General features: G+C 40.7%; 22 protein-coding genes. 14 read left to right on the plus strand and 8 right to left on the minus strand.

Going from position 1 to position 22,570, the window contains the following annotated elements:
- From PSI06_RS04525 to PSI06_RS04535, 3 genes are all read left to right on the plus strand, one after another.
- Positions 1–178: IS3 family transposase (locus PSI06_RS04525; protein ID WP_273603069.1), on the plus strand; the 178-nt coding region annotated here is incomplete at its 5' end.
- A 186-nt stretch (positions 179–364) separates the two neighbouring features.
- Entirely contained in the window at positions 365–1,003 is a 639-nt protein-coding gene (pdxH, locus tag PSI06_RS04530; RefSeq protein WP_273603067.1) for a pyridoxamine 5'-phosphate oxidase, read from the plus strand.
- A 12-nt stretch (positions 1,004–1,015) separates the two neighbouring features.
- The gene (locus PSI06_RS04535; protein ID WP_273603066.1) at positions 1,016–1,783 is read left to right on the plus strand and encodes a TatD family hydrolase; all 768 of its coding nucleotides are present in this window, start codon (positions 1,016–1,018) and stop codon (positions 1,781–1,783) included.
- Here the strand turns inward: PSI06_RS04535 and PSI06_RS04540 are convergent.
- Positions 1,750–2,370 carry an AhpA/YtjB family protein gene (locus PSI06_RS04540; protein ID WP_004586158.1) on the minus strand — a complete coding sequence of 207 codons (621 nt, stop codon included), beginning with the start codon at positions 2,368–2,370 and terminating at the stop codon, positions 1,750–1,752. The genes PSI06_RS04535 and PSI06_RS04540 overlap by 34 nt on opposite strands.
- Before the next feature lie 151 nt (positions 2,371–2,521).
- Here PSI06_RS04540 and serB point away from each other — a divergent pair, with 151 nt between their 5' ends.
- Positions 2,522–3,538 (plus strand): phosphoserine phosphatase SerB, encoded by a 1,017-nt coding sequence (gene serB, locus PSI06_RS04545; protein WP_096739181.1) that lies wholly within the window; start codon positions 2,522–2,524, stop codon positions 3,536–3,538.
- Positions 3,539–3,728: 190 nt separating this feature from the next.
- On the opposite strand, the gene PSI06_RS04550 is transcribed toward serB, so the two are convergent.
- The gene (locus tag PSI06_RS04550; RefSeq protein ID WP_273603065.1) at positions 3,729–6,206 is read right to left on the minus strand and encodes a PilZ domain-containing protein; all 2,478 of its coding nucleotides are present in this window, start codon (positions 6,204–6,206) and stop codon (positions 3,729–3,731) included.
- Between the two features lie 359 nt (positions 6,207–6,565).
- Between PSI06_RS04550 and radA the strand changes: the two genes are divergently transcribed.
- The 3 genes from radA to PSI06_RS04565 all read left to right on the plus strand — a co-directional run bounded on the left by radA (position 6,566) and on the right by PSI06_RS04565 (position 10,002).
- Complete coding sequence (gene radA / locus PSI06_RS04555) at positions 6,566–7,951, plus strand: DNA repair protein RadA (protein WP_004586161.1); 1,386 nt, start codon at positions 6,566–6,568, stop codon at positions 7,949–7,951.
- Between the two features lie 75 nt (positions 7,952–8,026).
- On the plus strand, positions 8,027–8,959 hold the full coding sequence (locus PSI06_RS04560) for a hypothetical protein (protein ID WP_273603064.1): 933 nt from the start codon (positions 8,027–8,029) through the stop codon (positions 8,957–8,959).
- Between the two features lie 191 nt (positions 8,960–9,150).
- Positions 9,151–10,002 carry a tetratricopeptide repeat protein gene (locus PSI06_RS04565; protein ID WP_121637871.1) on the plus strand — a complete coding sequence of 284 codons (852 nt, stop codon included), beginning with the start codon at positions 9,151–9,153 and terminating at the stop codon, positions 10,000–10,002.
- A 118-nt stretch (positions 10,003–10,120) separates the two neighbouring features.
- Here PSI06_RS04565 and serA read toward each other — a convergent pair whose 3' ends face one another.
- From serA to metK, 5 genes are all read right to left on the minus strand, one after another.
- Positions 10,121–11,350: a phosphoglycerate dehydrogenase gene (serA, locus tag PSI06_RS04570; RefSeq protein ID WP_004586164.1), complete on the minus strand. Its 1,230-nt coding sequence runs from the start codon at positions 11,348–11,350 to the stop codon at positions 10,121–10,123.
- 9 nt (positions 11,351–11,359) lie between these two features.
- Positions 11,360–12,013, minus strand: a complete 654-nt coding sequence (gene rpiA, locus PSI06_RS04575) for a ribose-5-phosphate isomerase RpiA (RefSeq protein WP_273603063.1) — start codon at positions 12,011–12,013, stop codon at positions 11,360–11,362.
- 37 nt (positions 12,014–12,050) lie between these two features.
- Positions 12,051–12,647 carry a 5-formyltetrahydrofolate cyclo-ligase gene (locus PSI06_RS04580; protein ID WP_004586166.1) on the minus strand — a complete coding sequence of 199 codons (597 nt, stop codon included), beginning with the start codon at positions 12,645–12,647 and terminating at the stop codon, positions 12,051–12,053.
- A gap of 19 nt (positions 12,648–12,666) precedes the next feature.
- On the minus strand, positions 12,667–13,209 hold the full coding sequence (locus tag PSI06_RS04585) for a hypothetical protein (RefSeq protein WP_004586167.1): 543 nt from the start codon (positions 13,207–13,209) through the stop codon (positions 12,667–12,669).
- Positions 13,210–13,518: 309 nt separating this feature from the next.
- A complete protein-coding gene (gene metK / locus PSI06_RS04590) occupies positions 13,519–14,670 on the minus strand; it encodes a methionine adenosyltransferase (RefSeq protein ID WP_004586168.1) in 1,152 nt (383 codons plus the stop codon).
- Between the two features lie 304 nt (positions 14,671–14,974).
- On the opposite strand from metK, the gene tkt reads away from it, so the two are divergent.
- The 7 genes from tkt to PSI06_RS04625 all read left to right on the plus strand — a co-directional run bounded on the left by tkt (position 14,975) and on the right by PSI06_RS04625 (position 20,689).
- Positions 14,975–16,966 (plus strand): transketolase, encoded by a 1,992-nt coding sequence (gene tkt / locus PSI06_RS04595; RefSeq protein ID WP_004586169.1) that lies wholly within the window; start codon positions 14,975–14,977, stop codon positions 16,964–16,966.
- Between the two features lie 256 nt (positions 16,967–17,222).
- Entirely contained in the window at positions 17,223–17,537 is a 315-nt protein-coding gene (ppnP, locus tag PSI06_RS04600) for a pyrimidine/purine nucleoside phosphorylase (RefSeq protein WP_004586170.1), read from the plus strand.
- A 178-nt stretch (positions 17,538–17,715) separates the two neighbouring features.
- Entirely contained in the window at positions 17,716–18,072 is a 357-nt protein-coding gene (gene hpf, locus PSI06_RS04605) for a ribosome hibernation-promoting factor, HPF/YfiA family (protein WP_024033129.1), read from the plus strand.
- A gap of 142 nt (positions 18,073–18,214) precedes the next feature.
- On the plus strand, positions 18,215–19,450 hold the full coding sequence (locus PSI06_RS04610; protein WP_273603062.1) for an NRAMP family divalent metal transporter: 1,236 nt from the start codon (positions 18,215–18,217) through the stop codon (positions 19,448–19,450).
- Between the two features lie 71 nt (positions 19,451–19,521).
- Complete coding sequence (locus PSI06_RS04615) at positions 19,522–19,977, plus strand: GNAT family N-acetyltransferase (protein ID WP_273603061.1); 456 nt, start codon at positions 19,522–19,524, stop codon at positions 19,975–19,977.
- 78 nt (positions 19,978–20,055) lie between these two features.
- The gene (locus PSI06_RS04620; RefSeq protein ID WP_273603060.1) at positions 20,056–20,388 is read left to right on the plus strand and encodes a type II toxin-antitoxin system RelE/ParE family toxin; all 333 of its coding nucleotides are present in this window, start codon (positions 20,056–20,058) and stop codon (positions 20,386–20,388) included.
- Positions 20,375–20,689, plus strand: a complete 315-nt coding sequence (locus PSI06_RS04625; RefSeq protein WP_004586175.1) for a helix-turn-helix domain-containing protein — start codon at positions 20,375–20,377, stop codon at positions 20,687–20,689. Before PSI06_RS04620 ends, PSI06_RS04625 begins: the two co-directional genes overlap by 14 nt.
- 692 nt (positions 20,690–21,381) lie before the next feature.
- Here the strand turns inward: PSI06_RS04625 and PSI06_RS04630 are convergent.
- Positions 21,382–22,569: a vWA domain-containing protein gene (locus PSI06_RS04630; RefSeq protein ID WP_273603059.1), complete on the minus strand. Its 1,188-nt coding sequence runs from the start codon at positions 22,567–22,569 to the stop codon at positions 21,382–21,384.
- Position 22,570 lies beyond the last annotated feature (1 nt).

Raw genomic sequence — 22,570 nt, forward strand, 5'->3', positions numbered from 1 at the left:
CTGTTCAGAAAGTTTTTTTGCTCAGTACAAAAAAGAATGGATGAGTAATCTAAATGAACTGAGTCGTAGCGAAATGACAATACAAAGTCGTTTTTATATTGAGAATTACTACAACTCAGTGCGAATGGATGGGACGATTGGAAATGTTAGCCCCATACAATATGAATCAATGAATTAAAACCCCGTGTCTACTTTATCGGGGTCAGATCAGATAGCTGATAGCACCGTAGGTTGGGTAGAGTGAAACGAAACCCAACACTAAACTAACATTAAACAAAACATTTTTATTTTTGCTCTTATAACGATTAACAACCTGACCTTAACTTACCCACATACGCTTTAATAAACAGAGAAGGATTTGTTTATGAAACTCGAAGACATCCGCCGTGAATATCTGCAAGACGCGCTAAGCGAAGATAACTTGCAAGATGATCCATTCAAACAATTTGAAACCTGGCTTGAGCATGCTGTGGGCAGTAATATTCCAGACCCAACGGCCATGGTTGTGGCAACGGTTGATGAAACCGGGCAACCTTCACAGCGTATTGTATTGCTAAAACATTTAGATGATAACGGGTTTGTATTTTTTACTAATACCGGCTCACGTAAAGCGCAAGAGCTAAAAGGCAATAACAAAATATCGCTGCACTTTCCGTGGCACCATATGGAGCGCCAAGTGATTGTATACGGCGAGGCAAAACCATTACCGACGGCTGCAGTCGCTAAATATTTTTTATCGCGCCCTAAAGAAAGCCAATTAGCAGCATGGGCCTCAGCGCAAAGCAGGCCAGTCTCATCGCGTAAAGTGCTTATGAAAACCTTTGCCAATATGAAGAGTAAATTTGCTAATGGTGAAATTCCATTGCCTGATTTTTGGGGCGGTTACTGCGTAGTCCCTTCTAAAATAGAGTTTTGGCAAGGCGGCGCACACCGTTTACACGACCGCTTTATATATCAGCGCCAAACCGATAATAGCTGGCAAATAACACGTTTAAACCCTTAACCGGTTTACGCTGTGAAGTTTATAGATTCCCACTGCCACCTCGATTTTACTGAGTTTGACGCAAACCGCGGATCACTCATAAAAGAGTGTATGGCTAAAGGTGTTGAGCGCTTTGTTGTGCCAGGTATTAGCTTGGCGCAATCTCAGCAGCTAATTGAATTTAAAGCTAAATACCCACAAGTACATATTGCCGCAGGGCTTCATCCTTACTTTTTAGATGAGCATAAAGATGCTCACTTAGCGCAGTTATTCGATTTTGCAAAAACCAATAAAAAGCAGCTAGTGGCAATAGGGGAGTGCGGGCTTGATAGAAGTATTGGTGACCTTGAAAAACAAACCAGCCTATTTGAGCAACACATTACCCTTGCTAATGAGCTCAAGCTGCCGCTTATTGTGCATCACAGACAAAGCCATGATTTAATTGCGCATGCATTTAAGCGCTGCAAGCCAAAATATGGCGGCGTGATACATGCATACTCAGGCTCTATGCAACAAGCACAGTATTATATTAAACAGGGTTTTAAATTAGGCGTAGGTGGCGTTATTACCTATGCACGGGCAGCTAAAACCCGTGATGTAATTGCTCAAATAGAACCGCAGCATTTAGTACTTGAGACGGATGCGCCCTCAATGCCATTAAGTGGCCATCAGGGAGAAATTAACACCCCTGCGCATATTCCTGCTGTATTTGAAGTTTTATGTAGCTTAAAGCCAAATAGCAATAAAGCCGAGCTTGCTCAGCAGCTTTACGACTCTTGCTCTGAGGTTTTTTGCATATAGCGATTTACCTGCCAACGTTTTAGGCCTCGCCCTAGCTGCCATGTAAAAATACAGGCTATTACTAGCATTAATAAAACTTGCCTGCCTAAATCATGAAAGTGATTATGGCTGTCAGATATCGCCGCGCGGGTTAAATAAGTAATAGATACAAAGCCTAAAGGCTTATCTATGTCGCTTACAACAGGCTCAACAAATGGGGTTTTTAGTTTACTAATTCCTGGGGTAGACTCTGGCAATTGGCCAAATATGTGGTGCGATTGCCAGTGATCGCTGCTGGCTATAAGTACGCCTTGCTGATCGTAAATTGTGGCTGAAAGTACAAACTCGTCTTTGCTTATATCATTACACAAAGCTCTAAGCTGTGGCTTATTTTTAGCAAGCAATGGCTCTTTAGCATTAAGTGCCATAAATGAGGTTAAGCTTTTGGCAGTATTATCGGCACTATTATAAAGTAGTTGGTGGCTTTCAAAGCTACTGTTAACACCTACAAAACTCAGTAATACAAAACAGCCCGCAGCCAATAACAAGCGAACGATTCGCTTTCTTTGTGATGCAGACAAAGGGCTTTTTATATGGTTATTTTTCATAGTCACCGTATATGCTACTGACAGCATTTTGATTTGATGTTACAACTACGCTAACTATAACCTTAAATCTACCCCGATGGCGAATTTAGCGTTATGAATACCCTAATTGATACGCCAAATTAGAAAAATAAATAACAAACACGGAGAACCCATGTCGCAAATGAACATGGCACAGCCAGCTGCTGAGCAAGCATTACATTCTTTAACGCTAAACACATGGTTTGATTACAAAGAAGGGAGTTTTACTCCTGCTCAAACAATACCAGATAAAACCGTTGGGTTATTTAGTATTGCGTTTGCGGGCGATTTTGAACTAAAGCATGTAACGAGTATTATCGACTTTTTAAAAACGCACGCGCTTAAAGTAACCGCTGTATGTCAATATCAGCCCGACTTAGGGTTAGCCCCAGCTCTGTGTTTTTATAGCCCAGAGGCAGAGCAAAAAATTAACCCGCTTGCGCTAAGAGAGTTTGCAAACACGCTTGATTTTCAGCTAGTGCAAGTTACAACGCCACCCAACCTATATGAGCCAGGGCTGCTGGTTATGGATATGGACTCTACCGCCATCACCATAGAGTGTATTGATGAAATTGCACGTTTAGCAGATGTATATGACGATGTGGCTTCGGTGACCGCGCTTGCAATGGCGGGCAAACTAGATTTTAGCGAAAGTTTAAATCAGCGTGTAGCAAAGTTAGCCGGCATAGAGCAAAGCTTAATTGAAGACTTAAAAAACACCTTACCATTAATGCCAGGTATTAAAGCGTTATGCCAAATTTTAAAGCAGCATAATTGGTATCTTGCTATAGCATCAGGTGGGTTTGTACCCTTTGCCGAGCGTGTGCAGCAGCTGATTAATTTAGATGAAGTACACGCTAATGTGCTTGAATTTGCAAACAATAAACTCACAGGAAAAGTCTCTGGTGCCATTGTTGATGCGCAGCAAAAAGCGGTTGTTTTAGAAACACTGCAGCAAAAGCTGGGCTTAGCAAATACGCAAACGGTAGCCATTGGCGATGGTGCAAACGATTTGCTCATGATGGAAAAAGCAGGGTTAGGTGTTGCCGTACATGGTAAACCAAAAGTGGTGGAGCAAGCTCAAGCGGCTATATGTCAGGGCTCGTTACTGCAATTGTTGTATATGTTGGCTATTCCCTTAAAGAAGTAACCTGAGAATAACCACCAAAATAAGTTATACCAATCGGGTTAAGTTATTTAGATATTTATAGCGACAGATAAATAGCGTGATAACAAGGCATAAATTTCGACATGTAGTTGTTCTATTTGAGAAGTTTATAACGCCGCTAACGCTTTATTTAGCACGCTATAAACTTTTAAGTCGATTGGTATTAAGCCGCTTAGCGCAAGCGGTTTAACCATAATAGCTTTCTGCGGCCCATTTGAGCGACCTGCTTTTGATCTAACTCTAAATGGCTAAGCGCTTCGTCGGTTATATCTACAATATCACCCACCCCAGATACTGCCCACAGCGCTTCTTCTATGTCTTTTGCTTTGTGCATTGCATATTGGCTTACATATTTAAGTTCGTTTGATAGGTAGTCTGTATCCGGGCGACCCGTTCGCGATAAGTACAAGCGCATAACAAATACCAGCTCAGATTTAACGCCTGCGCTAATTTGCTCACTAAAGCTTGAATAGTTTTCGCCTAGTACGCATTGGCTCGTCACAGCCTTTTCAATGTTATCTTGTTTAGGGTCAAAATTAATTGCGAGTGTAAACGGCAAAGGAGGGTCTTGTCGGCTACGATCTTTAATGCTTGGAGTGATCACATCAATAATTTGTTGCTGCGTTAAAATATGGCTTAGGTCAGTTTTATTATTTAATAAGCCAAAATTTTGTAAAATCACGTGAATTGGGCTGGCATATAAACCAAAACCTATGGCTCCTGGAATAAAGTGGTTTGCTTCTTTATGTAAATAAAGCGGGAATTGGCACACACTTTTGGTCACCATATTTCTCAGTGCGGTAGAAAGGCCTTCTATTTTAGGGGCTTCTTCAGACACTTTTAATTTATCTTTATTACTTTGAATTAATTGGGTAAAAAAGTTAACCCCTGCATGTGGTAAGTCAGCAACTCTGTTGGCTTTTAAATTAATGGTCGTTAACGACTTACTAATTGCCATCACTTCGTATTTAAGCTCACTTAAATTATGCTTTTTAGTTATTTTTTGTAAATCGGGGAAAGACAGTAAAACAATATCACCTTTTTTAAAGCTAACCGGCGAGGCTGACTCTAATTGCAAACCCATAACCGAAAAATCCCGAGTATGAGCCTGATACTGCTTATCCTCAAACGTAAGCTCGGCAGGTGTTTTATACAAGTAACGTTTGTGAGAGCGTAAGTTTACATACTCTAGTGGCACAATATCTAAATAAGGAGGCTTATTATGCTTAGCGTGGCCAAAATGTTTAAGCTGGTTAACTAACGCCTTATCGTAGGGCTGCTTCTTATAATGCGCTTGTTCTTCACTGTTGCCAATGGCGGTTAAAACCGCAATGTATTTTACATCTTTTATAAGGCCTGCCACTCTTGGAGAAGGTGGCTTATTTAGCTTTTCTATGTTTTTACCCGCCGAATTAGGCAACGATAATGGAATAAACGAATCATCTGGGTGGCTTGGCATAACTTGTAACTTAAAGCATTGCCAGCTGTCTTTTTGGCTACCAAACCCTAAAAACAGGTTTCTTAATTTAGGGTTGTTATTAAGCTCTGTACGCGTGGCTGAGTAGTAATAAATTTTTCCTGCAGAAACATGAGTAAACGTATATAAGTAATCTTCTTTTACTGCGTTTACTTGGGTAAGCATTTGGCTAATACGTTGATTATTTAAAATGCTATATAAGCAGGGCACTTTTCGTTCATCAGTAAAATAGCGCTGAATAAAAATATTGTTTTCAGTTGTTAGGCTTAAACTAGGAACAATTTGTTCGCTTTTTTTACTTAAAAACACGTATAAAGAGGTAACGCGCGGAATATAATATTGCTCATAACCCTTTGAAACCACAGCATCTAGGGTGTTATCTAGGTTCACTTTATAGCGGCGTTTATTACCGTTTATAAAGCTATCTAAAAAATTATCGAATGCTTCATTTTTTTCTATAAAAGTACGCTTTAAACGAATGTGGTTATATTCACGAGATATGTTTTCTACTGCAACTACTTCATATTGAATGCCATTTTTAAGGCCTAGCTCAAAATCTTGCTCAAGCCCTACTAGCCGCATGGCAATTAGCTGCCCTTTTTTTATAATTTGGCGGGTAGGAAACTTAATTTTACAACCACTCAAAGAGATATCTGAGGTACTCGCGGCAATGTTTTTCTTATCGTTGTACTCAATTTTAACTTTAATCGAGTAGTTCATTCGCTCCTCAGAGCGGCTTTCATAAGAGGCAAATTTTATTACGCTGGTAGTCAGAGTGTCGTTTTCAACTTGTGTATCACTTTGCTCTTGTGCTTGTTTTTGTAATACGCGATGGTTGTTTTCGGTATTCATTACCGCTTCGTATACCGCTAAAGTATAGCCGCCGTGTTGTTTTAAGGCTGCCTCAAATACTTCTATGGCGGTGTCATCCATAAAGTGTTGTTTACCATTGTGCTCATACGGGCGAACTTGGCCTGTTACTAAGCCTCGCAGGTCAACAAAACGGGCAACTGGCTGAGATAGGCGCGACATTTCCATTTTCATTAAAAACTGCTCAGGCTTTGTTAAACCTGCCGTTTTAGATTTGAAAATTAGGTCGAACTTTGCGTTACCTAAATAGGTTTTTAGCTCATTTACGAGGTCTTCGTGTTTGAGCAGTATGTCTTCAGCCATTTATAAATCGTCACCGTCTAATTGAAAAGTAGGTATACTGTAAAGTCCATTTATTTGAAAAATTCAATAAACGTAACATCGTGCTATGTTATTAATATAGATACGATTTTTCGTGTAAGTACAGTTTAACTCTTGTTATTATGTGTTAAATGCCAATTTGTTGGCAAGTTACTTTAAAGTATTTAAAAGCAATAAGTATGCCCTAACTTAAAGTAAAAGAGAAAATTACATGTGTTTGTTTCTAATATAGATCCTTGAGTGGCTTTAGCAATGTAGCGCTGCTATGTCGTTCTCCCCATGATAAAATAAACAACTAAATGTATGCATTTTAAATTAAAGAATAGTAGGTAAGGTTATAAATGGCTAAGGCGGCAAAAGTAGAATTTGTTTGTACAGAGTGTGGTATGAACTACCAACGTTGGCAAGGTCAGTGTCGCTGTGGTGCGTGGAACACGTTGGCAGAATTTAAACCCTCTGCAGGGCAAAGTAAAAAAGCCGCTGCGCGAGCAACCGTTGGTGGTTATGCAGGTGGCATTGGTGGCGGCTCTAAAAAAATTGATGATGTAGCCACCACCGAGGCCGAAAAGCAGCTAACAGAAATAGGCGAGCTTGACCGTGTACTAAGCGGCGGCGTAACCACGGGCTCGGTTAATATTATATCGGGCGACCCAGGGGCAGGTAAAACAACGCTATTATCTGATTTAGTAGCCAGAATGTCGCAGCGTATGCCATCACTTTATTGTACCGCTGAGGAGTCGTTGTCGCAGTTTAAAAACCGTGTAAACCGCTTAAAGCTTAACTATAACGCTGATGAGCTTTATTTACTTTCTGAAACTAGCGTAGAAACCATTATTGAAGAGCTTGATAAAAATAAAATTAAGTTTGCTGTTATCGACTCTATTCAGGCGGTTGTAACCGACACTGCAAATGGCAGCCCTGGTTCGCCTTCGCAAGTAAAAAGTGCCGCACAAGCGCTTACTCAGTATTGTAAGCAAAACGATGTCACTATGTTTATTATTGCCCATGTTAATAAAAATAACGAAATTGCAGGGCCGCAAACATTAGTGCATATAGTGGATGCCTTATTGCACATTGACACGAATGATGGACAGGTACGTACGCTTAGAGCTAACAAAAACCGTTTTGGTGATATTGATACCGTAGGCATTTTTAAAATGTGCGAACGCGGCATGCTAAGTGTTGATAACCCCAGCGAGATTTTTTTATCGGGATCAAGTACTGAATCACCAGGCTCTACTATTACGTGTATCCGAAAAGGTAACCGTAACTTATTGCTCGAAATTCAATGTTTAACCACCGAAACCGAAGCCGAATTTCCGCAGCGTGTGTGCGTGGGTTTAAACATGAACCGAATAAAAATGCTCACTGGTATTTTACGCAAACACACCAAAACTAAAATATTTCACGATACGTTTTTTAATATTGTGGGCGGCTTACGAATCGATGAAACCGAAACCTGTATTGATTTAGCGTTAGTAACCGCGCTTTTAAGCAGCTTAAACGAGTTTGTTGTACCGCGTACAACCTGCATTATGGGAGAGCTTAGTTTAAACGGCGATGTGCGCCCAATCGACAGCGGTGTACCACGGGTTAAAGAAGCGGCTCAGCATGGGTTTACTGAAATATTTATTCCGTTTCGTAATTACCATAAATCGATGGAAGGACTAGGGGCTAAAATTACGCCAGTAAAAACCGTGCACGAGTTACTGAGTTTAATTAATTAACGCTTACAGCGGCTGCTGTGCAATGTTACTCTTGAGCAAACACAATTTATATACAGAACAGAATAAGGAAATAGCATGAAAAAACTCGTAATAGCCATAGCCATCGTTGCAGCCGGCGTAGGCGGTGTTAGCTACGCAAACTATGTAGCAACTCAAGAAGTACGTACCGAAGTAGACAAGCAGCTTGCTTTAGTGAGCGATCAAACCGGTGCAACATTTAAATACGCGGGTTTATCGGCAAGTGTTATTTCTCAAAGTGTTGAAATTACTAACATGGAAGTAATTAGCCCTGAAGGTGATAACGTAGCGCATATTCAAAGTATTGAAGTAACCGGTTACGAAACCGATAAAATATCGCCACATACATCGTTTATAGTAAAAAGCTTTCAGTTCGATAAAGACTTTGTAGCAAAACTACCTGCTGATACAAACGAAATGCTTGCCTCTGCAAGTTACAACTTAAGCTCATCGCTCGATTACGATGAACAATCTGGCGACAGTGACGTAGTTTTAAAACTAGATGCAAAAGATATTGCTAGTTTTAATATGGATGTAGGCCTTGCTAATACTAAAGCATTAATGGACGCATCCCTTGCTATAAGCAAAGCGCAGCAAGAAGCAGGTGACACGCCACTTACGTACGAGCAAGAGTTACAACAGCAAACCTTAGTTATGCAAGCTATGAGCAAGCTTGAGCCACGTAATATTAATTTAGTACTTAATAACCAAGGCAAATTAAAAGAGCTATTTGTGAGCGAGCTTGAAAAACAAGGTATGACGCTTGAGCAAATGCAAATGACGCTACAGCAACAGTTACAGCAAGCTCCCGTAACTGAAGAAATAGCACAGGCGCTGACTGATTTTGCCAAAGGTTTAAACTCATTAAGCATATCGGCAAAATTGCCTGAAGGTAAAACTATGATGGAAGTTAACCAGCAAATAATGATGTTAGCTGGCCAGCCAGAAGAGCTAGTTAAATTCGTTAATTTAGAAGTTAAAGGCGAGTAAAGTCGTTTTAGCTTTGTAGTTACCTACATGGTTGGCTGCAAACAATGAAGTTGTTAGAGCGTGGGTATATCTCACGCTTTTTTGTGCAATATAATAATCTGTTTTAAGTGCTTTTTCATTGGTTGAACTGCTTGTTTTTTAGTCTCTGTTTGGCTAGTGTATTAGTTATACATACGGAAATGGACCTAATTATGCGCTTATTTTTAATTCTTACCCAAGTAATAATCTTATCGCTTTCGCCTGCCTTATCAGCAAAAACTAATTTTGAGCACAATATCAAGGTGGAGTCATGCTCTTCAGAAAAATGTAAGGAAGAGTTTAAAAAACTAAAGCGATACTCACGTCAACAGATCCCACTTGCTCAAGAGATGTTGGGCACTTTTTATTATAATGGTTATGGTGTAGAGCAAGATTTAAAAAAAGCAAGAAGGTACTTTTATGAAGCCGCTCGTTGGGGGCTGCCTAATAGCCAGTTTAAACTTGGCATAATGATGATTGAAGGCCAAGGTGGTGAAGTTAATAAAAGCCTTGGCTTTACAAACTTACGACATGCCGCTAAAAAGTTACCAAAAGCAAATTATTATATTGCAGCATATATGCTAACTAATAACCCGACAAAAGATGATGCTTTAGAAGCAAAAGAAAAGCTAGAACTGGCAGCAAATAAGGGCTATGTGAGGGCAAATTTTTTACTAGCTAAAGTGTATGAATCAGCAATTTTAGGTCAATCCAATAAAGAAAAAGCAATTAAGCATTATAAAAAGGCGGCTATAAAAGACCCAAGGGCAAAACTAAAGCTTGCCGCTTTAGGCATTGATTTACCAAGAGAGCCTGAAAATAAAGATATTGAGCGTATAACCGTTGTTAGAGAAAAGCAAACAATGGGTAATTTTATCACTAATATAAAAAATATGCCTAGTATGCGAACCGCCGTATCGAGTCGTATTAAAGGAGGTAAATGCGAGGATAGCATCAGCTGTGAAAGTATAAGTGGCTATGAAAACTTGAAACTGTTTAAGCAAGGAGCTACTCAAGGTTTATAATGGGCACCTAGGTAAATGCGTTGAAATGAGAGCTTAAAGTTAAGTTAGCTTTAAAATAAAAAACACCGTATTTATTTTAAACACGGTGTTTATTTAATTATTTTTTACACTTCATCTTTTAGTGAAGAATACGCGCTCTAATTGTACCTTCTACTGCGCTTAACTCTTTAAGTGCAACTTCTGACTGATCGGTATCTACGTCAATAACTACATAACCAATTGATTCATCAGTTTGTAAGTACTGAGCGGCAATGTTAATACCGTGCTGGGCAAACGCTTGGTTAATTTGTGTAAGTACGCCAGGGCGGTTGTGGTGTACGTGCAATAAGCGGCTACGGTTAGCAAGCTCTGGAAGCGAAACCTCAGGGAAGTTAACCGCTGTAATAGTTGAACCATTATCTGAGTATTTAGCTAATTTACCGGCTACTTCAATACCAATGTTTTCTTGCGCTTCTTGGGTAGAGCCACCAATGTGCGGCGTTAAAATAACGTTGTCGAATTCACGCAGTGGCGATACAAATTCTTCTTCGTTAGATTTTGGCTCAACGGGGAATACATCAATAGCTGCGCCGCTTAGCTTTTTCTCGCTAAGTGCTTCGGCAAGTGCATCAATATCCACTACAGTACCGCGTGAAGCGTTAATTAGTATTGAGCCTTGCTTCATTACGGCAAGTTCTGCTGTGCCAATTAGGTTTTTAGTTTGCGGTGTTTCTGGTACGTGTAAACTAATAATATCAGCGCGCTGTAAAAGCTGTGTTAGGTTATGAATTTGTGTTGCATTACCTAAAGAGAGCTTATCTTCAATGTCGTAATACTCTACGTTCATACCTATGTTTTCAGCCATAATACCAAGCTGTGTACCTATGTGGCCGTAACCAATAATCCCGAGCGTTTTACCGCGCGCTTCAAACGAGCCGGTTGCTGTTTTTAACCAGCCGCCACGGTGCGCTGCTGCATTACGCTCTGGAATACCACGTAATAGTAATAGTATTTCGCCAAGTACAAGTTCAGCCACTGAACGAGTGTTTGAAAACGGTGCATTAAATACCGCAATACCGCGCTCGCGAGCTGAGTTTAAGTCAACTTGGTTAGTACCAATACAAAAACAACCAATGGCTACTAGCTTTTCAGCTGAGTCTAAAACTGCTTGGTTAATATGAGTACGAGAACGAAGCCCTACAAAGTGCACATCTTTAATACGCTCTTTAAGTTCGTCCTCAGGTAGCGATGTTTTTACGTAGTCGATGTTGCTGTAACCATTACGTTTAAGCGTTTCTACTGCGCTTTGGTGAACACCTTCAAGCAAGAGAATTTTAATTTTGTCTTTTGCTAACGATACCTTACTCATAACCTCATCCTATTTAATTTGTGGCCCATTTTTAGTGCCGATAATCACTTTATCAGCGCCGCGCATCGCAAATAGGCCGTTGGTAACTACGCCAACAATTGAATTAATTTGTGTTTCAAGTTGTTTGGCATTACTAATACTTAAATTGTGTGCATCTAAAATAACGTTACCGTTATCGGTTACTACGCCTTGGCGGTACACAGGGTCGCCACCAAGTTTTAATAATTCACGCGCTACGTAGCTGCGTGCCATGGGTATAACTTCTACCGGAAGCGGAAAATCACCCAATGTATCTACTAATTTTGTGTCATCAACAATACAAACAAATTGTTTTGCAACGGCTGCAACTATTTTTTCGCGGGTAAGTGCTGCGCCGCCGCCTTTGATCATTTCGTTTTGGGCATTAATTTCATCTGCGCCGTCTACGTATACATCAAGAGCATCTACATCGTTTAGCTCAAACACTTCAATACCTAATGCGTGTAAACGCGCTGTTGAAGCCTCAGAGCTAGATACCGCACCCGTTATGGTGTCTTTTACTGTGCCTAGGGCATCAATAAAATGATTTACGGTAGAGCCTGTCCCCACACCAACAATGGTGTTTTCTTTTACAAACTCGAGTGCAGCCCACGCAGCTGCTTTTTTTAATTCGTCTTGCGTCATTGTTATGCTCATATTTCAAATGTGTAGTGGGTGTTTATTACCAGTGATAAATTTTATCGGGAGTAATAATGGTTTTAAGTGGAACATCCCACGATTCAATTGGCAGTGCATCTACTTTTTGGCAGCTATGTGCTAAGCCTATAAGTTGCGGTTTTTGCCAATTGTAAGCGTGTAATTGCGCCAGTGTTTTATCGTAAAATCCACCCCCCATTCCTAATCTGTTACCTTGATTATCAAATGCTACAAGTGGCATCAGTAAGTAATCTAAATCAGTTAATGGGCATATTTGAGAGCAGTTCAGCTTAGGCTCCAAGATACCATAGCGATTTGCCCTCATGGGTGAGTTTTTTTCATAGCGTTGAAACAGCAAAGTAGCCCCATTAAATGGGTGTATAACGGGTAAGTAAAGGGTATGGCCTTGTTGCCATAACTCATTAATTAACAATGATGTATCTAATTCTCCATCGTTACTAAAGTAAATGGCTATATGTTTTTTTGAGGCTGTTTTATCGCTATTTAGCTGTTGAGTAAAATTCAACTTTAACTGTGCCGCGGCTTTTTCTTGCTGTTTTTTTGATAGATTATTGCGTAATTGGCGAATAGATTGGCGTATGTGTGTACGTTTATTGCTCATTGTAATTACGCACCTTTGATTAAATAGACACTAAATCAGGAAAAGCTAAGTAAACAGCAAGCACAATAAGTAGTAAAACGGCAGTGGCAATCAGTGAATATAACAAAGTATTGCTACGCGTTTTAACGGGTTCATCGAGCTGCTCGTCAAGCATAAGATCATCTTCTTGCCACTCATCGTTTTCATCTGTAGGGCTTTTTAGCTCATTGGTTGGAAGCCTTTGTTCTAGCTCTTCTAGCTTTTCTTCTAGGCGGATCAGGCTGCTTGTTATGTAATCAAGGGCATCAAAAATCCGTTCATCGCGCTGACTAGCTGCGCTAGGACTTTGAGTGGGTAGCTCACCTGTGGCTTGTAACTTACTTTTAATGCCTAGGCTTGCTAGTAATTTGGCCTGCTTTAGGGCTTTGTCTTTATTGCTAGGTGCAAAGAGTGCTTTGCCATTAAAAAACTGAGTTACTTTATCTTCAGACGTTTTTAGCTTACTTGCTAAATTTACGCAGGCCGTTTTAGCCTCAGTGCCCTCGGCGAGTCCTACAAACATAACGCGAAAATTATTGGCCATTTACTTATCCCTTAAGCTTTTATTATACAAAGAGTATATACCTAAAACCGTGCGAAATTCGAGGGCTAGCTAATACCAATTTAATTCAAAACACGATTAGTTTAGCGTATTAAATAGCGCACTGACTGCGTTAAAATTATTTATATAAAATAACTGTACGCCGTAAATTCACTTTGTTATTGCACTATTTTTTGGGTGCTATGATAAACAACTAAATTAATGCAATTGATATAAAGCGCATAATTAGCCTTTGCTTTAGATATAAAAACGGCCCTTAAAAGGGCCGTTTATTATTTAATGCATTTTGGCTTATAGGCCAGCCGCTGCGCGAAGTGCGTCTGCTTTATCTGTACGTTCCCATGGGAATTCGTCACGACCAAAGTGACCGTATGCCGCTGTTGGTTGGTAGATAGGGCGCTCTAAATCAAGCATTTGAATTAAGCCGTAAGGGCGTAGGTCAAAGTGCTCACGAATAAGCTCAATTAAACGACCTTCTTCAAGCTTGCTTGTACCAAAAGTTTCAACGCTGATAGAGGTAGGCTCTGCTACACCAATTGCGTAAGATACTTGTAGCTCACACTTATCAGCAAGGCCTGCAGCCACTACGTTTTTAGCTACGTAACGTGCAGCGTATGCAGCTGAGCGGTCAACTTTTGATGGATCTTTACCTGAGAAAGCACCGCCACCGTGACGTGCCATACCACCGTATGTATCTACGATGATTTTACGACCCGTTAAACCACAGTCGCCCATAGGTCCACCAATTACAAAACGACCCGTTGGGTTAATGAAAAATTTAGTCGCGCTAGTAATAAGCTCGGCAGGAAGTACCGGCTTAATGATGGTTTCCATCACGGCTTCAACTAAGTCATTTTGCGAAATTTCTTCAGCGTGCTGAGTAGAAAGTACAACTGCATCAATACCTACTGGCTTGCCGTTTTCGTATGCAAAAGTTACTTGAGATTTTGCATCTGGGCGTAACCAGTTAAGCTCGCCGCTTTTACGTACTTGCGCTTGGCGCTGTACTAAACGGTGTGAGTAAGTAATTGGCGCAGGCATTAGTACTTCTGTTTCGTTACATGCATAACCAAACATAAGGCCTTGGTCGCCAGCACCTTGTTCTTCTGGGCTAGTACGGTCAACACCTTGGTTAATATCAGGAGACTGCTTACCAATAGTGTTTAAAATTGCACACGAGTCTGCATCGAAACCCATGTCTGAATGCGTGTAGCCAATTTCACGTACTGTTTTACGTGTAATTTCTTCAATATCAACCCATGCGCTAGTGGTAATTTCACCACCAACCATAACCATACCGGTTTTTACGTAAGTTTCGCACGCAACACGGGCATGAGAGTCTTGCTCTAGGATAGCATCAAGTACCGCATCAGAGATTTGATCGGCGATTTTATCCGGATGACCTTCAGAAACAGATTCAGAAGTAAATAAATGTTTTGCCATTGTATTTCTGCTCACAAATATTGCGCTTCACAAACGTCGGTATTAGCGCTAAAAAATTAAGGGGCGTATTTTATCTAAAACAAAACTCCTTGCATAGTGTTTTTACGCCTAGACGTCTAAATAAAATGAGTAATAACTTTTTGGTCTTAAAAAATATTCATAATAGCCCATTTTTATGGGGTTTTTAATTGCACAGTGCACCCACATTAAGTAAGAATGGTTGCTATAACAGCTCTTAAGTTACTTAAGGGTATTAACGAACACATAAGTACCCGCGCAAATACACATAAAGGTAGGAGAATTCATGCCATCTCGCAAAGAACTTGCAAATGCTATTCGCGTCTTGTCAATGGACGCAGTACAAAAGGCCAAATCTGGCCACCCTGGAGCCCCAATGGGCATGGCCGACATCGCAGAAGTATTATGGCGCGATTATCTAAAGCATAATCCAACTAATCCAGAGTGGGCTGACCGTGACAGATTTATTCTTTCAAACGGCCACGGTTCAATGCTTATCTATTCTCTATTGCACCTAACTGGTTACGACTTACCACTTGATGAAATTAAAAACTTCCGTCAAATGCATTCTAAAACGCCAGGCCACCCTGAGTACGGTTATGCACCAGGAATTGAAACTACTACGGGCCCACTAGGTCAGGGGATCACAAATGCGGTAGGTATGGCGATTGCTGAAAAAGCGCTTGCTGCACAATTTAACCGTGAAGGCCACGACATTGTTGATCACTACACATATGCATTTATGGGTGACGGTTGTTTAATGGAAGGTATTTCTCATGAAGCATGTTCACTTGCTGGCACATTAGGCCTTGGCAAGTTAGTGGCTTTTTGGGATGACAACGGTATTTCAATCGATGGTGAAGTTGAAGGTTGGTTTAGCGACGATACACCAGCACGATTTAAAGCGTACGGCTGGCATGTAATAAGTGACGTTGATGGTCACGACAGCGATGCTGTTAGTGCTGCAATAGCAGAGGCTCAAAGTGTTACCGACAAACCATCACTAATTTGTTGTAAAACAGTGATTGGTTACGGTTCACCTAACAAATCTGGTAGCCACGATTGTCACGGCGCGCCATTAGGTGATGACGAAATTACAGCGTCTCGCGAATTTTTAGGCTGGTCTGGCGGTGCATTTGAAATCCCTGATGATATTTACGCACAGTGGGATAGCAAAGAAAAAGGTCAACAGCTTGAATCTAGCTGGGACGAAAAATTTGCAGCATACGCAAAGGCATTCCCAGAGCTTGCAGCTGAATATAAGCGCCGTATTAATAACGAACTTCCAGGCGATTGGGCTGAAAAATCTCAAGCGTACATAGAGCAACTACAAGCAAACCCTGCAAACCCTGCATCTCGTAAAGCGTCGCAAAATGCATTAAATGCATTTGGCCCGTTATTACCAGAATTCATGGGTGGCTCAGCCGATTTAGCTGGATCAAACTTAACAATTTGGGATGGCTCTAAAGGGCTAACTGCAGACGATGCAAGCGGTAACTACGTTTACTACGGTGTACGTGAGTTTGGTATGTCGGCAATTATGAATGGTATTGCCCTTCATAAAGGTTTTATTCCTTACGGGGCAACGTTCTTAATGTTTGTTGAATACGCAAAAAATGCGGTACGTATGGCTGCGCTAATGAAGCAACCAAGCATTTTTGTATACACGCACGATTCAATCGGCCTAGGTGAAGACGGTCCAACTCACCAACCGGTAGAGCAAATTGCTAGCATGCGTCTAACGCCAAACTTATACAACTGGCGCCCGTGTGACCAAGTTGAGTCGGCAATTGCATGGCAACAAGCTATTGAGCGTAAAGATGGTCCTACATCACTTATCTTTACTCGCCAAGGTCTTGAGCAACAAGCGCGTGACGCTCAGCAATTAGCAGATGTTAAAAAGGGTGGTTACATCCTTAGCTGTGACGGCGAACCGGAGCTAATTATTATTGCAACAGGTTCTGAGGTGCAACTAGCACAAGACTCTGCAACAGAGCTACGCAGCCAAGGTAAAAAGGTACGTGTTGTATCTATGCCATGTACTGATGTATTTGAAGAGCAAAGCGCACAGTACAAAGAAAGCGTACTACCGGCAGCTGTTACACGCCGCGTAGCAGTAGAAGCTGGTATTGCTGATTACTGGTACAAGTACGTTGGCCTAAACGGTGCAGTAGTAGGTATGACTACCTTTGGTGAGTCGGCACCTGCTGGCGAGCTGTTTGAGTACTTTGGCTTTACAGTAGAGAACATTGTAAATAAAGCAAACGAGTTGTTTTAATCGTTAGCTTTAATATTTAAAAGCCCGCCCTGTGTAAAACAGGGCGGGCTTTTTTGTTTGCTGACTGAGTTATAAAGCGGTGTAGTAGCCTTAAGATACTGCATCACACTGCTTGTAATACGTAGTACTTTCTTAGTTTAAAGCCTTTTGAGTTTTAATTTCAGATGAGTAATTTTCACAGCGCTTTTCTTGCAAGGCTATGACCTATCAGGCAAGGTGGTGGCCGATTAAATAAAATAATACAACAGGAGTGAGGATGTCTCAGTTTGAAAATGTAAGCGTAATTAAAAAAGCGAACGTGTATTTTGACGGTAAAGTATCAAGCCGTACCGTGGTATTTAACGATGGCACAACCAAAACGCTAGGTTTTATGCAACCAGGCGAATTTGTATTTGATACCAGTAAAAAAGAATTAATGGAGCTGTTAGGCGGCCAGTGGGACATTTTATTACCTGGTGAAACGCAGTGGAAAACATTTACCGCGGGCGAATCATTTAACGTTGATGCCAATGTTAGCTTTAAAGTAAAAGTGAGTGATTTTGCTGACTATTGCTGTTCGTACACAGACTAAACGCTAAAGGCTAGACGTCTGAAAGCCCATACCTCATGGGCTTTGCATAAACTTTGCACAACTTATAATTTAAAACAGTTTAAGTAATAAATTAATTTCAAAAATCAGTGCTTTTTCCTTGTGTTAATCTAAATAGCCCCCAATACTATTTATGAGGTAACAAATAAAAGGATACCCTATGAAAATTAATCTTTCTGGTCACCATGTAGACGTTACTAACTCTATTAGAGAGCATATCAACGAAAAGTTTTCAAAAATCGAGAGCCACTTTCCATCACTTATCGCACTCGACATTATATTGTCTAAAGAGCATCACAAAATCCAAGCAGAAATTAGCACAAATTACGAAGGTGCGCGTATATCGGTAAAAGGGGAAAACGAAGTTATGTACCCGGCGATTGCAAGCGCAGCTAAAAAACTCGATGCAGCACTAAAACATCGAAAAGGGCAAATAAAAGCAAATTTACACGAAAAGCCTGTAAGCACAACGCCAGAAATAGCGCACGAAATCATCCAAGAGATGGAACTAAAATAAGATTTAGTCCCAAAGTACTATAAAAAAGAGCCTTACGGCTCTTTTTTATTGCCTTTAATTTAGGTAAGTTATGCAGCCTTCGGTGTTATTAATTATGAAAATTAATAACCAGAGCGAATAACACACATAATTTGAGAAATTAATGCAGCAAACACACACCTCTTGGAAATCTCGATTGGGCGCATTAGGCCCTGGTATTTTAATGGCAACCGCAGCAATTGGCGGCTCTCACTTAGTTGCATCTACTCAAGCTGGCGCGCTATTAGGATGGCAACTGTTTTGGCTAATTCTCGTTGTTAACGTATTAAAGTACCCGTTTTTTCGCTTTGGTATGGAATACACCCTAGCAACCAAAAACAGTTTAGTAGAAGGCTATAAAAATAAAGGCCCTGTCTATTTTTATAGTTTTATTGGCTTAAATATACTGGCCGCCATAGTTAATACTGCAGGGGTGTTATTACTGACTGCAAGCTTGCTGCATTATGCACTGCCAATAGTGATAGAAGTCACGCTACTGTGTTGGATATTATTGGCCGTGTGTTTAGCTATTTTATTACTCGGGCACTTTAAAGCGCTCGACAGCGTTGCTAAAGGCATTATGGGGCTATTAACGCTTGCTACTGTTATTGCACTGGTTATCGCGTTTAGTAACGGCCCAATGGCTCCTGCTGACTATATTGGCCCATCACCTTACGAGTTGGCTATGCTGAGCTTTATGGTCGCGTTAATGGGCTGGATGCCAGCACCCATAGAAATATCAGCGCTTAGTTCGCTTTGGCTCAAAGAAAAACAAACTCAGCAAACGGTTACTAAAAGCCAAGGCTTATTCGATTTTAACGTAGGCTATTGGCTAACAGCCTGTTTAGCATTGGTATTTTTTAGCTTAGGTGTGCTGGTGCAATACGGCCAAAGCAGCAGTATTGAGCTTGGCGGTGTTGCCTTTGCTAAACAGCTTATTGATATGTACGCACTGACTATTGGCGAGTGGGCAAGGCCACTTGTATCAGCCATTGCTTTTTTATGTATGTTTGGCACTACACTCACCGTGCTTGATGGCTACGCCCGTACACTTAACGAGTCACATAAATTACTTGGTTTTAAGCAATCTAAACACAGTTTAAATATTTGGTTAGTACTGCAGGCCTTTGCCGGTATGGCCGTTATTTTATTTTTTAAATCAGCCCTGGGACCAATGCTTACCTTTGCCATGACACTTGCTTTTGTAACCACCCCCGTTTTTGCATGGCTTAACTTTAGTTTAGTGCGCTCAGAGCCGGCCATTAAACACAGCGTACTATTGCGCAGCTTAACGTGGTTAGGCTTAGTGTACTTAGTTGGTTTTGCTGTTGCGTTTGTGGTGTGGAAGCTAGCAGCCTAAAAATAGCTGTTTATTTTAGGGCTTTAATTAAAGCCCTAAAGCATTAAATTCAAAGATTAAATGGGGTGTAAATGGATATTAGAACAGGCGAGCTTTCAAACCCACACATTATAAAGTTACTACAAGCGCATCATAACGATATGCTAAAACACTCACCTCTTGAAAGCGTACATGCGCTGGATGTAACTAAACTCACTCAGCCCGATATAATTTTTTATAGCTTATGGATTGATAATAATTTAGCGGGTGTTGGTGCTTTAAAAGCACTAAATACAACGCATGGCGAAATTAAATCAATGCGCACCTCAAGCAACTATTTACGCCAAGGCATAGCCGCTAAGTTACTCACGCATATTATTGAGCAAGCAACACTGCGAGGTTATAAAAAGTTAAGCCTAGAAACTGGAACAGCAAAAGCATTTTTACCTGCGCAAAAGCTTTACACTCAATTTGGTTTTAAAGAGTGCGAGCCGTTCGGTGATTATCAGCTAGAACCGTATAGTTTGTTTATGAGTAAAGCGCTTTAGCTAAAGCAAAAGATACCAGCTGCCGCCCATTTAAAATCTTTAATTGAGTTTGTACGCAATCTGCGTATACTTCTATGTATGAAAAGCCTATTTGTTGAATCAAGCATATTTGAAAAGTACCGAGAGCTGTACTTGAGTGATGACGAATATCGTTTATTTCAAGCAGACCTCATGGTTAACCCAAAACAGGGCGATGTGATTCAAGGAACAGGCGGCTTACGTAAAGTTCGAGTTGCGAGCAAAAGAAAAGGTAAGCGTGGCGGTTCAAGAGTTATATATTATTACTTGGACGACAAAAGACGTTTTTATCTACTCACTATTTACAGTAAAAACGAAGTAACCGATTTAACAGCAGATCAGAAAAAGCAATTAAAAGAATTCTTAGAGGTATGGCGCAATGAGCAAACGTGATTTATTTTCAGAATTAACGACAGCACTTGATGATGCTAAAGCGCATTCACAAGGAAAGCTTACGTTACGTACTCATGCGGTAAATGATATTAACGATCTTGCTATTTCACCCGATGAAATAGTAAATATTCGAGAAACATTTAATATGTCGCGCGGTGTATTTGCAAACATTCTACATACATCAGCAAGAACACTCGAAAACTGGGAGCAAGGGCGAAGTGCACCGAATGGGCAAGCAATTACCTTGTTAAAGCTTGTGCAGCGACATCCTGAAACATTGAATCATATAGCTGAGTTGTAGGGCTTTGACTCTGTAATACGATTTTTATTATGTTTTAAAATGAATAAAGCGCAGTTGAGCTACAAGGTATAATGTAGAAATATAAAAAGAGTCCTTTCTTTTTATCAGTTAATTAATTGTCACATAAAGTTATTGATGATTAACAAGATTGGAGAAACTGAAGTAACTAACCTTACTAAATCAGCTAAAAACTTCTCACTAATTTTAATCGTGATTTGCATGATGCACCTCTCGGTCAAATGGTTTAAATTAATTGACCATTTTACCGTGCTAATGCTAACCTTTAGTTCTCACGCAAAAGGGTATGGCATTAGCAATTTACAAATGGTCAATACCTAAAGAAAGCCTAAGTTGATTTATAATCGCTTAGGCTTTTTTGTTACAACCATATTCCTTTTGGTTATATACTTATATTATAACCTTATATAGATGAGTACAAATAATAATTTATAGGATAAGGGTAGGTATCATTATTCAGCCTTTCCTTGCTTAAAATTTCAACAGATCATATTTAGCGCAGTAAGTCGGGTTGTTTCTGGTAAATACATCATTTTTGTCGGATGGCGTGGCTTCGCCACTTATCCGACCTACGTCTAAAGGTAGGTTGGTTAAGCCAAAGGCGTCACCCAACAAAGTTATAGGTTCACGCCTGGAGCCCCGCTGCTAGTTCTAAGCCTTCGTAAATTAATATTCTAACTCAGCTCTTTTATCGCGTTACTTATTCCATCTAAACTCAGCGGGTACATTCTGTTATCCATCAGCTGCTTAATAAAATCAATTGATTGATAGTAAGGCCAGTGTTCAACCGGTTGTGGGTTGAGCCAGGCGACTTTATCAAAGTGGTTTGTTATACGTTGCAACCATGCACTGCCGGGCTCTTCATTGTAGTGCTCTACTGAGCCGCCGGGGTAGGCTATTTCGTATGGACCCATAGTGGCATCGCCAACAAATATCACTTTGTAGTCGCTGGTAAATTTATTAATCAGCGTCATGGTGTCGATGATGTTTGAATGGCGACGCGCATTGTCTTGCCAAACGTGCTCGTATAAACAGTTATGAAAGTAGTAAAACTCTAAATGTTTAAACTCGCTGTGGGCTGCGCCAAATAGCTCTTCGCAGGTATGAATGTAGTCATCCATTGAGCCGCCAATATCAAACAGCATTAATACTTTAACGGCATTGTGGCGCTCGGGTGCCATTTTTACATCCAGCATGCCGCCTTGTTTGGCGGTAGCGCGAATGGTCTCGTTTAAATCAAGGGTGTCACTTGCGCCTGTGCGGGCAAATTTACGTAATTTTTTAAGGGCGAGTTTAATAGTACGAGAGCCAATTTCGCGATCAGAGTCTAAATTGCGGTATTCGCGCTTATCCCACACTTTTACCGCTTGGCGATTACGGTTACCCTCTTGCCCTATACGCACGCCTTCTGGGTTATAGCCGTATGCACCAAAAGGTGATGTACCACCAGTGCCCACCCATTTATTGCCGCCTGCGTGGCGTTTTTGTTGCTCTTGTAAACGCTCTTTTAGGGTTTTCATTAGCTCGTCGAGCCCGCCCATGGCTTTTAGCTGGGCTTTTTCTTCATCGCTTAGGTGTTTTTCAAACTCTTTGCGCAACCAGTCTTTAGGTAAGTTGTGCTGTTGCTTTAAACTTTCAAGCAAATCAAGGTCGGCAATACCGCTAAAGTAGTCGCTGAACGCTTTGTCGAACCGGTCAAAATGGGTTTCGTCTTTTACCATTATGGTGCGGGCTAAATGGTAAAAGCCATCTACATCGGCAAATATAACGCCTTTTTTTAAGGCGTTTATTAAATCGAGTAGCTCGCGCAAGCTTACCGGTAAGCGGTATTTGCGCAGCGTGAAGAAAAACTGTACTAGCATG

The sequence above is a fragment of the Pseudoalteromonas sp. GABNS16E genome, assembly GCF_028598715.1.
GTDB lineage: Bacteria > Pseudomonadota > Gammaproteobacteria > Enterobacterales > Alteromonadaceae > Pseudoalteromonas > Pseudoalteromonas atlantica.

Bases quoted from the DNA above. Each gene is read 5' to 3' on its own strand.
- pdxH (WP_273603067.1), top strand. From the start codon at position 365: ATGAAACTCGAAGACATCCGCCGTGAATATCTGCAAGACGCGCTAAGC.
- PSI06_RS04540 (WP_004586158.1), bottom strand. From the start codon at position 2,370: ATGAAAAATAACCATATAAAAAGCCCTTTGTCTGCATCACAAAGAAAG.
- serB (WP_096739181.1), top strand. From the start codon at position 2,522: ATGTCGCAAATGAACATGGCACAGCCAGCTGCTGAGCAAGCATTACAT.
- PSI06_RS04550 (WP_273603065.1), bottom strand. From the start codon at position 6,206: ATGGCTGAAGACATACTGCTCAAACACGAAGACCTCGTAAATGAGCTA.
- radA (WP_004586161.1), top strand. From the start codon at position 6,566: ATGGCTAAGGCGGCAAAAGTAGAATTTGTTTGTACAGAGTGTGGTATG.
- PSI06_RS04560 (WP_273603064.1), top strand. From the start codon at position 8,027: ATGAAAAAACTCGTAATAGCCATAGCCATCGTTGCAGCCGGCGTAGGC.
- PSI06_RS04565 (WP_121637871.1), top strand. From the start codon at position 9,151: ATGCGCTTATTTTTAATTCTTACCCAAGTAATAATCTTATCGCTTTCG.
- serA (WP_004586164.1), bottom strand. From the start codon at position 11,350: ATGAGTAAGGTATCGTTAGCAAAAGACAAAATTAAAATTCTCTTGCTT.
- rpiA (WP_273603063.1), bottom strand. From the start codon at position 12,013: ATGACGCAAGACGAATTAAAAAAAGCAGCTGCGTGGGCTGCACTCGAG.
- PSI06_RS04580 (WP_004586166.1), bottom strand. From the start codon at position 12,647: ATGAGCAATAAACGTACACACATACGCCAATCTATTCGCCAATTACGC.
- PSI06_RS04585 (WP_004586167.1), bottom strand. From the start codon at position 13,209: ATGGCCAATAATTTTCGCGTTATGTTTGTAGGACTCGCCGAGGGCACT.
- metK (WP_004586168.1), bottom strand. From the start codon at position 14,670: ATGGCAAAACATTTATTTACTTCTGAATCTGTTTCTGAAGGTCATCCG.
- tkt (WP_004586169.1), top strand. From the start codon at position 14,975: ATGCCATCTCGCAAAGAACTTGCAAATGCTATTCGCGTCTTGTCAATG.
- ppnP (WP_004586170.1), top strand. From the start codon at position 17,223: ATGTCTCAGTTTGAAAATGTAAGCGTAATTAAAAAAGCGAACGTGTAT.
- hpf (WP_024033129.1), top strand. From the start codon at position 17,716: ATGAAAATTAATCTTTCTGGTCACCATGTAGACGTTACTAACTCTATT.
- PSI06_RS04610 (WP_273603062.1), top strand. From the start codon at position 18,215: ATGCAGCAAACACACACCTCTTGGAAATCTCGATTGGGCGCATTAGGC.
- PSI06_RS04615 (WP_273603061.1), top strand. From the start codon at position 19,522: ATGGATATTAGAACAGGCGAGCTTTCAAACCCACACATTATAAAGTTA.
- PSI06_RS04620 (WP_273603060.1), top strand. From the start codon at position 20,056: ATGAAAAGCCTATTTGTTGAATCAAGCATATTTGAAAAGTACCGAGAG.
- PSI06_RS04625 (WP_004586175.1), top strand. From the start codon at position 20,375: ATGAGCAAACGTGATTTATTTTCAGAATTAACGACAGCACTTGATGAT.
- PSI06_RS04630 (WP_273603059.1), bottom strand. From the start codon at position 22,569: ATGCTAGTACAGTTTTTCTTCACGCTGCGCAAATACCGCTTACCGGTA.